Origin of the sequence: Reyranella sp. (genome assembly GCF_004296935.1) — a bacterium.
Lineage (GTDB): Bacteria > Pseudomonadota > Alphaproteobacteria > Reyranellales > Reyranellaceae > Reyranella.
The window spans coordinates 41,112-53,810 of sequence record NZ_SCVH01000167.1 but is presented as its reverse complement, the minus strand read 5'-3'; the positions used below and the strand labels follow the sequence as shown (position 1 = coordinate 53,810).

Below are 12,699 nucleotides of genomic sequence, written 5' to 3'. Positions count from 1 at the left end.
CGACTGCTCCCTACTTCTTCGCCTGTTGAATAGCCCGCCACACGTTCTGCGCGGTGGCCGGCATCGCCACATCCCGGACGCCGAGCGGCGCCACGGCATCCAGCACCGCGTTCATCACCGCCGGCATGGCGCCCACGGTACCCGCCTCGCCGGCGCCCTTGGCGCCCAGCGGATTGTACTTGGTCGGCACCGGGTTGGACTTGACCTCCATGCTGCACATCGTGTCGGCGCGCGGCATGGCATAGTCGAGGAAGCTTGCCGTCAGCAGCTGGCCGCTCGCGCGGTCCCATACGACCTGCTCGCTCAGGATCTGGCCGACGCCCTGGGCGACGCCGCCATGGATCTGTCCCTTCAACCCCGTCGGGTTCATCACCGTGCCGACGTCGTCGACCACGGCGTAGCGGTCGAGCTTGACCTCGCCGGTGTCGGGATCGACCTCGACCTCGCAGATGTGGCAGCCGTTGGGGTAGGTGTCCTTCTCGCCGAGGAAGGTGGCGTTCTCGTAGAGGCCGCCCTCGAAGCCCTTGGGCAGCTTGGTCGGATTGAAGGCGGCCATGGCGACCTGCTTCAGCGATACGCTCTTGTCGGTGCCGGCGATCTTGAAGGTGCCGTCGGCGAACTGGATGTCCTGCTCGCCCGCCTCCAGAAGGTGCCCGGCGATGCGCTTGCCCTTGGCGATCACCTTTTCGGCAGCACCAAAGAGCGCCGAGCCGCCCAGCACCGTCGAGCGCGAGCCATTGGTGCCCATGCCGAAGGCGACGCGATCGGTGTCGCCGTCGATGAACTGCACGTCGGCCGGATCGATGCCCAGCCGCTCGTTCAGGATCTGCTTGAACATCGTCTCATGGCCCTGGCCCTGGTTCTTGGTGCCCATGAGGAGCGCCGCCGTGCCGCTCGGATTGAAGCGGATCTCGGCATACTCCGGCTGCGCCGTGCCGGCGGCCTGCTCGATGGCATTGACGATGCCGAGGCCGCGCAGCTTGCCACGCTTCTTCGACTCCTCGGCCCGCGCCGCATAGCCCGCCACGTCGGCGAGCTTGATCGCCATGTCCATGTTCTTCTCGAATTCGCCGCAGTCGTAGAACGGCCCGGCCGGGCTCTGGTACGGCAGGGAGGCCTCCGAGAGCATGTTCTTGCGCCGCAGTTCGACGCGATCGACACCCAGCTCGCGCGCGGCATCGTCGATCAGGCGTTCAATCAAATAGATTGCTTCCGGTCGCCCGGCGCCGCGGTAGGGCGCGGTCGGGTTGGTGTTCGACAGCACGCCGACCACGTTGATGTAGGCCTTGGGGATCAGATAGACACCCAGCACCGTGCCGATCATGCCGAAGGGCGACAGCAGGTTGCGGTCGGAGCCGACATAGGCGCCGATATTGGCCAGCATGTTGAGGCGGAGCGCCACGAACTTGTTGTCCTTGTCGAGCGCCAGCTCGATCTCGCCGATATTGTCGCGGCCGTGCTCGTCGGCCATCACCGCTTCGCTGCGCTCGCAGGTCCACTTCACCGGACGCAGGAGCTTGCGCGCCGCCCACAAGGTCAGGCGGTGCTCGATGTATTGCCAGCCCTTGGTGCCGAAGCCGCCGCCGACATCGCCCGCGATCACCCGCATCTTGCTCTCGGGCACCTTGAAGACGTTCTGCGCCAGCATGTTGCGCACGCGATGGGGATACTGCACGTCGGCGTAGAGCGTCATGCGGTCCTCACCGGGATCGTAGACACCCAAGGTGCCGCGCGGCTCCATGTACTGGGCGTGCACTCTGGTGATCTCGTAGCGTCGCTTGATGACCTTGGCCGCACCCTTGATCGCCTCGTCGGTCGCCGTCTTGTTGCCGCGCTCGGTGAAGCAGGAAATGTTGTCGGGACAGTCGTCCCAGACCGCCGCGGCGCCCGGCTTTACCGTGTCGGCGGTCGAGGTCACCGACTTCAACGCCTCGTAGTCGATCTCGACCAGGTCGACGGCGTCCTTGGCCTCGGCCAGCGTGTCGGCCACCACCATCACCACCGGATCGCCGACATAGCGCACGCGGTCGGTGATGAGCGGCGGCCGCTGCGGGGCATACATCGGTTTCCCGTCGGGACGCTTCCTCGGCATGTTGGCCTTGGGCATGCCGAGCCCGTCGGCGGCGACGTCGTGCCCGGTATAGACCGCGAGCACGCCCGGCGACTTGCGTGCCGCCTCGACGTCAATCGACTTGATGAGCGCGTGGGCATGCGGCGAGCGTACGAACACGGCATAGGCCTGGCCGGGCAGATTGACGTCGTTGATGTAGCGGCCCTGCCCGCGCAGCAGACGCGGGTCCTCGAACCGCAGCACCGGCTGGCCAATTCCATACTTGCTCATGACGTCCTCACTCCCGACGACCAAACGAATTCATCCGGCGCTCAGCCCGGACACCTAACCCAGGGGGCCCATGAAGGCCGGGTCGGCATAGCTGTCCGACATCGGCTCCAGGCTCTCGGGCCACTCCTTGCCGACCTTCCGGCGCTCCGCGGCCGGGCGCGGTTTGCCGTCCCAGCCGACGCGTTCCATGTAATAGTAGAGCATCAGGCAGTGCCCGGCCGGATCGAGGAAGTGCGCGGCATAGTCGACACCGGGATACAGCTCCGACGGAATCGCATCGCTCTGCCGCACGCCGTTCTTCTTCAGGAACGAGACCGCGTCGCGCAGCTGGCGGTAGCTGCCGACCTGCACGCCCATCGACGCGACCGACGTATCGGGGTTCAGGCCCAACTCGCCACGCAGCGCCTTGGGAAACAGCGACAGGCTGTGGTGCTCGCCGCCGTTCCTCAGAAAGACGCAGCGGTGGCCCCTGTAAGTCACCGCCTCGGTGCGCACGAAGCCCATGGTCTCGGTGTAGAAAGCCTCGGAGGCGTCGACATCGGCCACGAACAGGCTCATCGGCCCGATGTTGGTGACCTTGAACGGCCGCGGCAGGCGCACGCCCGCGACGACATACTCCTCGCTGCTGCGGTCCTGGATCGTGTTGCCGGCGTTGATGTCGATGCCCTTGGCGACGGCGTCGCGGACCTCCTGCTCCTCGGAAATCTGCGGCAGCTCGGGCTGTTCGCGGAAGGCCCGGTAGTACATCGCCTCGGGCTTGCTTCGGCCGTCCCAGCCGATCTGCTCCATGCCGTAGTAGAGCTCGACCGTGTGACCGTCGGGATCGCGGATGTAGGTGTGCCAGTTGCTGCCCGGCATGTCGCGGCCGACGCGGCGGATCTCGACCTGCTTGCCGCGGAAATAATCGGCGGCGGCGAACACCTCGTCCATGGTGCCGACCTGCCAGGTGATCTGATTGACGGTGATGTCCCTGGACACCGCGTCGTCGCCGAAGATCGCGCCCAGCGACTTGTGCGCCAGCAGGAAGGCGTGATGGTCGGAATTGTGGCTCATGAAGACGATGCGCGGATCGACCAGCCGCTTCGCCATCTCCTCGCGGCCCGGCACCTTGGAGAAGTCCCGCGTGTCGGTGATGCGAAAACCCAGCAGCTTCGAATAGAAATCGATGCCGCCCTGCAGGTCGGCGACATTGAAGCCGAAATGACCCAATCGGCGGATCTTGAAAGGCTGCGGATAACGTAGACCGCCGATGTCGTAGGTCGTCCTCTGAAGAGCATCCATGACTTTCCTCCTACGCCTTCTTCCGCTTTGCCATCTCGAGCGTGAGCCCGGGCACTTCCGATGCCGCCTGCTGCACCGTGGTGCGAATATGCTTCTCGATCAGGCCGCAGGCGAGGTCGACATCACGTGCCAGCACGGCATCGCGCAGGTCGAGATGCTCGTTCCTCCGTCGCGAGCGGGCGTGGATCATGGTCAGCCAGTGGTAGCGCCGCGCCTGGTCGAACAGCTCGCTGCGGAAGTGCAGCGACCACGGCGACGTGCAGGTCGCGACCAGCGAATCGTGGAAGCGCTTGTGCCGCTTGCCCCACTCGCGCTTGACGCTGACCGGATCGTCCTGTCGGGGCGCCGCCAGCTTGGCGAGCAGGAAGTACGAGCTCACGATCTCGGCTTCCCAGGCATCGGTGCCGTGGCGGATCGCGTCGGCGAGCGTGCTGGTCTCGAGATAAACCCGCAGTTCCGACAGATCGAGGAAGTCGGCCAGCGAGATCGGCGCCACCTGGAAGCCGCGGCCGGCCTCGGTCCGCGCCAGACCTTCCGACACGAGATGCGACAGGGCCTCGCGCAAGGTGCCGACGCTGGTGCCGTAGCGCTGTCGGAGCTCGCCGAAGCGCAGCCGCTGGTCGGGCTTCAGAACGCAACAGAGAATGTCCTCGCGCATCTTGCGCAGGACATCGAAGGTCGCCGCATCCTCGCGGCTGACGTCCTGGGGTGCGGTCGTGGCCGTCGCACCCTCCATGGACCCGTCGAATGGCATCGTCAGGATCTTTCCCATCGCCTGCTCCTCAAACGCCCAGGTAGGCTTCGCGAATGTGCGGCTGCTTCAAGAGATCGTCGGGCAACCCGGTCGCCACGATCCGTCCCTGCTCCAGTACATAGGCCCGATCGGCGACACTCAGCGCCTTTATCACGTTCTGTTCGACCAGCAAGACGGCCGCGCCATCGTCGCGCACCTTGGCGATGATCTCGAACATGTCGTCGACGATGGTGGGGGCGAGGCCCAGCGACGGCTCGTCGAACAGCACGATACGTGGCCGGGCCATCAACGCGCGGCCGATCGCCACCATCTGCTGCTGGCCGCCCGACAGTTCGCCCGCCAACTGCAGCCGCTTGCCGCGCAAAATAGGGAACAGGTCATAAACCCGTTCCAGGGACTGGTCGCGCGCCGCGCGTGCCGCCGGCAGGTAGCAGCCGATCTCGAGGTTCTCCTCGACCGACATTTTTACAAACAGGCGCCGCCCCTCGGGCACCAGCGCGATGCCGTGGGCGCAATAGTCGTGCGACTTCACGGAAGTCATGTCGACGCCGTCGAACCGGAGGTCGCCCCGGCGGCAGCGCAGGAGGCCGGCGACGGCGTTGATGAGCGTGGTCTTGCCGGCACCGTTGGGGCCGATCACCGACACGATCTCGCCGGCATCGACGTCGAGCGAGACGTCCCATACCGCTGAGGCGTCGCCGTAGCCGATATGGAGGTTGCGCGCTTCAAGCAGCATAGGCTTTACCGAGATAGATGCTGATGACGCGCGGGTCGCGCATCACCTCGCGTGGCGCGCCCAGCGCAAACAGCTTGCCCTCGTTCAGTACCGCGATCCTGTCGGAGAGTTCGACCACGGCGCGCATCAGGTGTTCGACGAAAACGATGGTGGCGCCCTGCGCGCGAATCGCGCGCACGAGACGGATGGCATTGTCGACCTCGGCCGGATTGAGACCCGACAGCACCTCGTCGAGCAGCAGCAGCTTCGGCCGCGCCGCCAGCGCACGCGCCAGTTCGAGGAACTTGCGCTCGTGCAGGTTCAGCTCGGCCGGCAGCGCGCCTTCCTTGCCGGCAAGGCCGGTGAAGGCAATCCAGTGCAGGGCCTCGTCGCGGATTTCCGCCGCGGGACGGGCGGGACCACCGAAGGTGGCGGCCAGCGCCACGTTGTCGAGCACGGTCATGTTCACGAACGGCCGCGGGATCTGGTAGGTCCGGGCCACGCCGCGGCCGGCGATCTCGTGCGCCGGCAGGTGGCCGATCTGGACGCCATCGACGGCGATGGTCCCGCTGCTCAGCGGATAGAATCCGGAAATGGCGTTGATCAGCGTGGTCTTGCCCGATCCGTTGGGCCCGACCAGACCGAGGATCTCGCCCTCGCGCACATCGAGATCGACGCCGTCCAGCGCCTGCAGCCCGCCGAAGCGCTTGGTGACGCCCCGCACTTCCAGGATGTTGCGCTCGCCGATCAACTTGGCGGGCGGCGGCACGACGGGCACGACGGCGGCGGCCGGTTCGGTCGTCGCGGCGGCCTTCCGTCGCCTCAGCCATTTCTGGACCGCGGGCACGACTCCATCGGGCAGCCGCAGGATGGCTATGATCAGGATCAGGCCGACGATGGCGCGGCCGATCATGGCCTCACCGCCACTGATGAAGGCGTAGAGCAGCGTCGTGATGACGGTGGCGCCGATCGTGGGGCCGAACCAGTGCCGCGAGCCGCCCAGTACGCTCATCAGCACGACATAGAGCGGCACGGTGAGCTCGAAGGTGCCGCCCACCGTCAGGAAGCCGACATACATGGCATGGATGCCGCCGACGGCGCCGGCGATGCCGGCCGACAGCGCGAACGCCGCCATCTTGTAGCGGAAGGTCGGCACGCCCTTGGCTTCGGCCACGTCCTCGTCGTCGTGGATGGCGAACAGGCCCATGCCGAGCCGCGAGTGCGCCACCTTCCAGGCGATGGCGAGCGTCAGCACGCACATGGCAAAGCCCAGCACATAGATCGTGCCGGTCTGCGTCGGCATGAGGTTGGGCATGGGCACGGCGCTCATGAACACCCCTGCCCCTCCGTCGATCGGCGTGTTGAGGATGATCGTGGCGATGACGAAGGTGACGGCGAGCGTCAGCAGCGCGAACAGTTCGCCACGCAAACGTTTCAGGCGGAAGACGACGGCGCCGATGCCGATGCCGAGCAGGGCTGCGGCGGCGGCGGCGATCGGCACGGTCGCCAGGAACGGCACCTGGAACTGGGTGGTGAGCGTCGCCGTCGTGTACATGCCGACGCCGAAGAAGGCCGCGTGGCCGAGGCTGAAATAGCCGGCGAAGCCGCTCAGCAACGCCCAGCTGGTCGACAGCGAAACCCAGAAGAACACGATATAGAAGAAGGAATCGTAAAAGGCCGGCAGCCCCGCCGTCGGCAGGATCGCGAAGACGGCGATACCGAGGACGGCAGCGAGTTTGGGAAGGGCGTTGGCGTTCATCATAGCCAGTCCGGATCCCACAGCAGGATGGCGATCAGCACCGAGAACGACACCACCGGCGCCCAGGCCGGGCTCAGCACCGCCATGGCAAGCGACTCGCTGGCCCCGATCAGCATGCCGGCGAACAGCGCGCCCAGCGGGTTGCCCAGCCGGCCGATGATGACCACGGCGAACACGACGCCGAGCCAGGCCCAGATCTGGGCCGGCGCCAGCGTGGCGATCAGCGCGATGAAGGTTCCGGCGACGCCGGCATAGGCGGCGCCGATGCCTGACAGCAAATAGGCGAGCTTCTTGTGGTCGATGCCGTAGGCGGCCGCGATGTCGGCGTCCTCGGCGCTGGCCCGGAGCGCCTTGCCGACATAGGTCTTGCGCAGCCACACCCATGTGCCCCAGGCCAGGACACCCGCCACGATACACAGCACCAGCTCGAGCACCGGGATGTAGAACGGACCCGCCTTGATCGACAGTGTCGAGTAGTGGGTTTCGAAGCGGCGATAATCGGCGGTCCAGTGGAGCTGGATGCCGGCCTCGACGATCACCGCGAAGCTGAAGGTGATGAGGAGCGAGGCAAGCTCGTTCACCTTGAACTTGTCGAACAGCCAATGCTGGGCCACGCCGATCACGAACATTGCCGGCACGACCATCATGGCCGACCACCACGGCGCCACGTGATAGTTCGTGCCGAGGTCATAGACGATGTAGGCGGCGAGGAAGGCCAGCGCGAAATGGCTGAGATTGACCAGCCGCAGCAGTCCCCAGCTCAGGCTGAGGCCCAGTGCCAGCAATCCATACATCCCGCCGGCCAGGACGCCGGAGATCAGCGCCTGGCCGAGAAGCGTTGCACTGGGCATTACGCGGTCAGGAGCCGATCAACTTGACCCCGGGGGCCGCGTATTTGGTCGGCCAGACGACTTTCCATTCGCCGTTCTGGACCTGTTTGATGAGCTGCTCGGCGTTGCCGTGATTGTAGGGTCCGTCGAAGCGGAGCGTGCCGTAGATGGTGTCGACGGTATTCTTTTTCAGGAAGGCCGCGATCGCCTTGTCGTCGAGACTCTTGGCGCCGTTCACGCCGGCCTCGAGGATCTGCCACTCCGAGATCATGCCGGCCGCCTGTGCATCGATGATGGCATAGGGCAGGTTGGCCTTGGTCGCCCGCTCCTTGTAGGCCGCCGCCTGGCGCGCGACGCCCGGCCGGCTCATGAACGGCTCGGCGGGCTCGAGGAAGGTCGAGCAGAGCGCGTTCTTGCCGTCGGGCGACAGCGCCAGGGGGCCCGGCGCCGGATAGAGGTGGAAGCTGTTCTTGGGCGTGTAGTCGAGCTTGCGCAGCGCTTCCAGGACCTGGTTGCTCTCGAGTCCCAGCGAACCCACCCACAGGAAATCGGCGTTGGCCTCCTTCACGCGCGCCGCGATGGCGCCGAAGTCGCGGTTGCCCGATTCATATTCGAGGTAGAGCACGACTTTTACGCCGCGCTTCTCCGACTGCTCGCGCATGCCCTGCGCCATGAACTGCGCCGAGGGGAACTTGCTGGTGAGGATGACGATGGTCTTGGGCGGAGTCGGCAGGCTCGCCATCGCATCGAGGATCACGTTGGGATAGGTCTGGTCCGGGTTGGGGCCGAACGGCGTCGCCGGAAAGGCCATCTCGTAGGTCTGCAGCTTGGGGATGCCCATGCTGCTCTGGATGATGACTTTACCATAGCGCTGGGCGACGCCCATCGCCGCCAGGATCGGCGCGGTGGCATAGGGCCCCTGGATCAGGTCGACCTTGTCGACGGTGATCAGCTTCTCATAGAGGCTGCGCGCGACATCCGGCTTCGACTGGTCGTCGAACAGCACGTATTCGACCGGCCGGCCGAGGAAGCCGTTACGGCCGTTGATTTCCTCGACCATGATCTCGGCCGCGATCTTGTGGATCTGCGCCGTTTGCGCGAGGAAGCCGGTCAGCGACAGCGTGCCGCCCACGCGCACGGGCTTGCCCGAAGGCGCGGCCCGCAGGATCGCCGGCGCTCCCAGCACCGCGGTTGTACCAATCATGCCCGCCAAGACGCGGCGGCGACGCCAAGTGCCCATCCGATCGACCATCGTTTCCTCCACTCGGCGCGTTTGAGTCCTGAGGCGCCGTTGGGCCGGATCGTGGGGCAATCCTCGCAGCCTGTAAACGGATTTTCGAAACTTTCGAAAATTTTGAATATTCGGCCGCAGCGCGATATCGGTTACCCCTTCGTAACGCTGGGACGCTGCGTCGGTTTCGCCTATGGTCCGGCGCGAAAGTCACGGGAGTGCGCTCAATGAAAAGCTACAAGGTCATCGAATTCGGTCAGCCGCTGCAGAAGGTCGAGGAAGCCAATCCCGCCCCGCAGGGCACCGAGGTTCTGGTGCGCGTCACCGCCGCCGGCGTCTGCCACAGCGACGTCCATCTGTGGGAAGGCTTCTTCGACATGGGCGGCGGCAACAAGGTTTCCACCCAGAAGACGATGAATCCGCCGCGCACCATGGGCCACGAGATCGTGGGCGACGTGGTGGCCGTCGGCCCCGACGCCAAAGGCGCCAAGGTCGGCGACAAGGCCGTGGTCTACCCGTGGATCGGCTGCGGCAAGTGCTGGTACTGCCAGGCCGGCAGCGAACATCTCTGCCCAACTCCGCGCGCGCTCGGCGTCAACAACGACGGCGGTTACGCCGACCACGTGCTCGTGCCGCATGCCAAATATCTCTATCCCTACGGCAACCTGCCGGTCGAACTCGCCTGCCTCTATGCCTGTTCCGGCATCACCGCCTTCGGTGCGGTCAAGAAGGCGGTGGGCCAGGACGGCGGCAAGCCGATTCTGGTGATCGGCGCCGGCGGCGTCGGCTTGATGGGCGTGCGTTTCGCCAAGTCGGTGCTGGGCCGCGAGCCGATCGTGGCCGACATCGACGAGGGCAAGCGCAAGCTGGCGCTCGAGAACGGCGCCGTGGCCGCGATCGATCCGCGCGACAAGGATGCACGCAAGATCGTGCAGGAGTTGACCGGCGGCACCGGCGTCGGCGCCGCCATCGATTTCGTCGGCGCCGAAAGCACGGCGCAGTTCGGCCTGCGGGCGCTCGGCCGCGGCGGACGACTGATCATCGTCGGACTCTTCGGCGGCACCTTCTCGATCCCGCTGCCGATGTTCGCCTTCACCGGCTGCCAGATCCTGGGCTCGGTCACCGGCAGCCCGGCCGAGATGAAGGAGATGATGGACCTCGTCACCTCCGGCAAGGTGACGCCGGTGCCGACCATCAAGCGCAAGCTCGATGAGGCCGACGCCACGCTCCAGGAACTGCGCAAGGGCCTGATCATGGGCCGCGCCGTTCTGGTTCCGTGAGCCAGGCTGGACGCGCCCTCGCCTACGCTTTCGAATCAGGAGCGCTCGAGCAGAAGCGAGCGTTCTTCCTGCGGGCCGAGGAGTTGCCGCTCACGGGACTCGATGCGGAGCAATCCTTCCGGCCCGACTATCTGCGCCTGAAGCAAAGGGGATGGTCCGTTGTGCCGCGCCTGGAGGGTGGAGCCTACGAGCAGGGCCTCGTGCTGCTGACCAAGCACAAGGAAGAGAGTTTCGCCAACATCGCCCGCGGCTGGGCGTTGCTGGCCCCCGGCGGCCGGCTGGTTTGCACTGGCGCCAACGACGACGGCGCGGCGAGCCTCGAGAAGCACGTCGACAAGGCGTTCGGACTTGCCGACAAGATTTCCAAGTTCCATTGCCGCGTCTTCTGGTTCGACAAGGGCACGCGCGTACCACCCGATTACTGGCGCGGCCTTGCCGGGCTGCAGCCGGTAGGCGCCGGCCCCTGGCTGAACCAGCCGGGCCTTTTCAGCTGGGATCGCGTCGACGACGGCTCGGCACTCCTCGCCAAATATCTGCCGGGCGACATCGCCGGCACGGTCGCCGATTTCGGCTGCGGCTGGGGCTACCTCTCGCGCCATCTCCTCGACCATTGTCCCGGCATCACGCGACTGGACATGATCGACGCCGAGCATCGCGCCGTCGAGGCGGCGCGCGCGAACGTCTCGGATCCACGCGCGACGGCTCATTGGCTCGACCTGATCGCCGAACCCGCACCCGCGACCTACGACGCCATTGTCTGCAACCCGCCCTTCCATGCCGGACGCGCCGCCCAGCCGGCGTTGGGCCAGGGCTTCATCGAGGCCGCCGCGCGCGCGCTCACGCCTGACGGACGCTTCTATCTGGTCGCCAATCGCGGCCTGCCCTACGAGCCGCTGCTGAAAGAGCACTTCGCCTCGTTCGAAACACTGACCGACAACAACAAGTTCCGGGTGAGCCGCGCTATCCGCTGAACAGACCGGCAATCAGGAATTCCCTGTTGCCTTCGGCGCCCGTGATCGGACTTTCCGTCACGCCCAGCACGCGCCAGCCCGGCTGTTCAGCGAGCCACTGGGAAATGGTGGTGCAGACTTCTTCGTGCAATTCGGGTTCGCGCACGATGCCGCCCTTGCCGACCCGGCCCTTGCCCACCTCGAACTGCGGTTTTATCAGCGCCACGAGATGCGCCCCGGGTGCCGCGAGCGCCAGCGCCGCCGGCAGCACGGTGCGCAGGCCGATGAACGAGGCATCGCAGACGATCAGCTCCACCGGCTCGGGAATCTCCGCCCGCGTCACCTCGCGCATGTTGGTCTTCTCCAACGACACCACGCGCGGATCGCTGCGCAGCTTCCAGGCGAGCTGGTTGGTGCCGACATCGACGGCGTAGACCTTGGCGGCACCACGCTGCAGCAGGCAGTCGGTGAAGCCGCCGGTCGATGAGCCGACGTCGAGCGCGATGCGTCCGGCGACCGGAATGGCGAATTGATCCAGCGCCTTCTCGAGCTTCAGCCCGCCTCGCGAGACATAGGGGTGCGGCTGGCCACGGACTTCGAGGGCCGTATCGGGCCCAATCCCCTGCCCCGCTTTCTCCAGGCGGCGCTCGCCGGAAAAGACCAGCCCGGCCATGACGAGGCGTTGCGCGGCGGCGCGCGTCTCCGCCAGCCCGCGCTCGACCAGCGCCACATCAAGTCTTGTCTTGGCCGCCATGGTTCCCCTGCTAGCATGGCGACCATGAGCATGAAACTTCTTGAGGGCGAACGCGCCCTGATCACCGGCTGTGCCGGCGGCATCGGCCGCGGCATCGCCAAGGCCCTGCTGGCCGAGGGCGCCACCGTCCTGGGCAGCGACATCGCCGCCCCGCCGGCCGGCGACGGCATCGATTTCATGGCCGCCGACCTTTCCAAACGCGACGGCTGGAAGGGCCTGCTCGACGGTGCGGTGAAGAAGCTCGGCACCATTTCGCTCTTCGTCCATGCCGCCAGCCCGCGCCGCCTCGAAGTCGACACGCCCCTGTCGGTGAGCGAGGAGACGTGGGACGCGATGGTCGAGATCAATCTGCGCTCGGGCTTCTTCCTCGCCCGCGAGATGGGCCGCCACATGCGCGACAACAAGATCAAGGGCCGCATGCTGCTGATCACCTCGCAGCATCGCGACATGACGCGCAACCTGCCGCACTACAGCGCCTCGAAGGCCGGCATGACCATGGTGATGAAGGAGCTGGCGCGAGTGCTGGCGCCCGACGGAATCAGAGTGAATGCAATTGCACCGGGCGCGATCCCGGGCGGCGGCTTCGTCGCCGACAATCTCGGTGCGCTGGTGGCGCAAATCCCCCTTGGCCGCGCGGGCACTCCCGACGACATCGCCCAGGTCGCCGTCGCAATCCTGTCGGAAAGATTTGGCCGCTATATCGTGGGGACGACGGTAGAAGTTGATGGTGGAATAGGGCTCATAAGCTGGATTCCTGCCAAGGCTTGACCCGGCCGCCCGGAAGGGTTGAGTTACGCCCGAAAA

11 protein-coding genes are annotated in these 12,699 nt (G+C 66.1%); 3 read left to right on the top strand and 8 right to left on the bottom strand.

What is annotated here, in order from left to right; translation table 11 throughout:
• Positions 1 to 10 precede the first annotated feature (10 nt).
• Genes EPO55_RS25605 through EPO55_RS25575 form a run of 7 tightly spaced genes read right to left on the bottom strand, consistent with a single transcriptional unit; the run spans position 11 to position 8,884 of the window.
• The gene (locus EPO55_RS25605) at positions 11 to 2,341 is read right to left on the bottom strand and encodes a xanthine dehydrogenase family protein molybdopterin-binding subunit (RefSeq protein ID WP_296340406.1); all 2,331 of its coding nucleotides are present in this window, start codon (positions 2,339 to 2,341) and stop codon (positions 11 to 13) included.
• A gap of 54 nt (positions 2,342 to 2,395) precedes the next feature.
• Positions 2,396 to 3,622 carry a VOC family protein gene (locus EPO55_RS25600; protein ID WP_296340405.1) on the bottom strand — a complete coding sequence of 409 codons (1,227 nt, stop codon included), beginning with the start codon at positions 3,620 to 3,622 and terminating at the stop codon, positions 2,396 to 2,398.
• 10 nt (positions 3,623 to 3,632) lie between these two features.
• On the bottom strand, positions 3,633 to 4,394 hold the full coding sequence (locus tag EPO55_RS25595) for an FCD domain-containing protein (RefSeq protein WP_296340403.1): 762 nt from the start codon (positions 4,392 to 4,394) through the stop codon (positions 3,633 to 3,635).
• A gap of 10 nt (positions 4,395 to 4,404) precedes the next feature.
• Entirely contained in the window at positions 4,405 to 5,112 is a 708-nt protein-coding gene (locus EPO55_RS25590; RefSeq protein WP_296340402.1) for an ABC transporter ATP-binding protein, read from the bottom strand.
• Positions 5,102 to 6,853, bottom strand: coding sequence for a branched-chain amino acid ABC transporter ATP-binding protein/permease (locus EPO55_RS25585; RefSeq protein WP_296340400.1), 1,752 nt, complete (start codon positions 6,851 to 6,853; stop codon positions 5,102 to 5,104). Before EPO55_RS25585 ends, EPO55_RS25590 begins: the two co-directional genes overlap by 11 nt.
• Positions 6,850 to 7,701, bottom strand: coding sequence for a branched-chain amino acid ABC transporter permease (locus tag EPO55_RS25580; RefSeq protein ID WP_296340399.1), 852 nt, complete (start codon positions 7,699 to 7,701; stop codon positions 6,850 to 6,852). The genes EPO55_RS25585 and EPO55_RS25580 overlap by 4 nt, the downstream gene beginning before the upstream one ends.
• 7 nt (positions 7,702 to 7,708) lie before the next feature.
• Positions 7,709 to 8,884, bottom strand: a complete 1,176-nt coding sequence (locus tag EPO55_RS25575; protein ID WP_296340396.1) for an amino acid ABC transporter substrate-binding protein — start codon at positions 8,882 to 8,884, stop codon at positions 7,709 to 7,711.
• 254 nt (positions 8,885 to 9,138) lie between these two features.
• On the opposite strand from EPO55_RS25575, the gene EPO55_RS25570 reads away from it, so the two are divergent.
• Both EPO55_RS25570 and EPO55_RS25565 read left to right on the top strand, forming a co-directional pair.
• Complete coding sequence (locus EPO55_RS25570) at positions 9,139 to 10,191, top strand: alcohol dehydrogenase (RefSeq protein ID WP_296340394.1); 1,053 nt, start codon at positions 9,139 to 9,141, stop codon at positions 10,189 to 10,191.
• Positions 10,188 to 11,162, top strand: coding sequence for a class I SAM-dependent methyltransferase (locus EPO55_RS25565; RefSeq protein WP_296340393.1), 975 nt, complete (start codon positions 10,188 to 10,190; stop codon positions 11,160 to 11,162). Before EPO55_RS25570 ends, EPO55_RS25565 begins: the two co-directional genes overlap by 4 nt.
• On the opposite strand, the gene EPO55_RS25560 is transcribed toward EPO55_RS25565, so the two are convergent.
• Positions 11,152 to 11,895, bottom strand: a complete 744-nt coding sequence (locus tag EPO55_RS25560) for a TlyA family RNA methyltransferase (RefSeq protein ID WP_296340391.1) — start codon at positions 11,893 to 11,895, stop codon at positions 11,152 to 11,154. The genes EPO55_RS25565 and EPO55_RS25560 overlap by 11 nt on opposite strands.
• A gap of 30 nt (positions 11,896 to 11,925) precedes the next feature.
• Between EPO55_RS25560 and EPO55_RS25555 the strand changes: the two genes are divergently transcribed.
• The gene (locus EPO55_RS25555; protein WP_296340389.1) at positions 11,926 to 12,663 is read left to right on the top strand and encodes an SDR family oxidoreductase; all 738 of its coding nucleotides are present in this window, start codon (positions 11,926 to 11,928) and stop codon (positions 12,661 to 12,663) included.
• Positions 12,664 to 12,699 lie beyond the last annotated feature (36 nt).

Coding starts and splice junctions, on each gene's coding strand:
- EPO55_RS25605 (WP_296340406.1), bottom strand. CDS start 2,341: ATGAGCAAGTATGGAATTGGCCAGCCGGTGCTGCGGTTCGAGGACCCG.
- EPO55_RS25600 (WP_296340405.1), bottom strand. CDS start 3,622: ATGGATGCTCTTCAGAGGACGACCTACGACATCGGCGGTCTACGTTAT.
- EPO55_RS25595 (WP_296340403.1), bottom strand. CDS start 4,394: ATGGGAAAGATCCTGACGATGCCATTCGACGGGTCCATGGAGGGTGCG.
- EPO55_RS25590 (WP_296340402.1), bottom strand. CDS start 5,112: ATGCTGCTTGAAGCGCGCAACCTCCATATCGGCTACGGCGACGCCTCA.
- EPO55_RS25585 (WP_296340400.1), bottom strand. CDS start 6,853: ATGATGAACGCCAACGCCCTTCCCAAACTCGCTGCCGTCCTCGGTATC.
- EPO55_RS25580 (WP_296340399.1), bottom strand. CDS start 7,701: ATGCCCAGTGCAACGCTTCTCGGCCAGGCGCTGATCTCCGGCGTCCTG.
- EPO55_RS25575 (WP_296340396.1), bottom strand. CDS start 8,884: ATGATTGGTACAACCGCGGTGCTGGGAGCGCCGGCGATCCTGCGGGCC.
- EPO55_RS25570 (WP_296340394.1), top strand. CDS start 9,139: ATGAAAAGCTACAAGGTCATCGAATTCGGTCAGCCGCTGCAGAAGGTC.
- EPO55_RS25560 (WP_296340391.1), bottom strand. CDS start 11,895: ATGGCGGCCAAGACAAGACTTGATGTGGCGCTGGTCGAGCGCGGGCTG.
- EPO55_RS25555 (WP_296340389.1), top strand. CDS start 11,926: ATGAAACTTCTTGAGGGCGAACGCGCCCTGATCACCGGCTGTGCCGGC.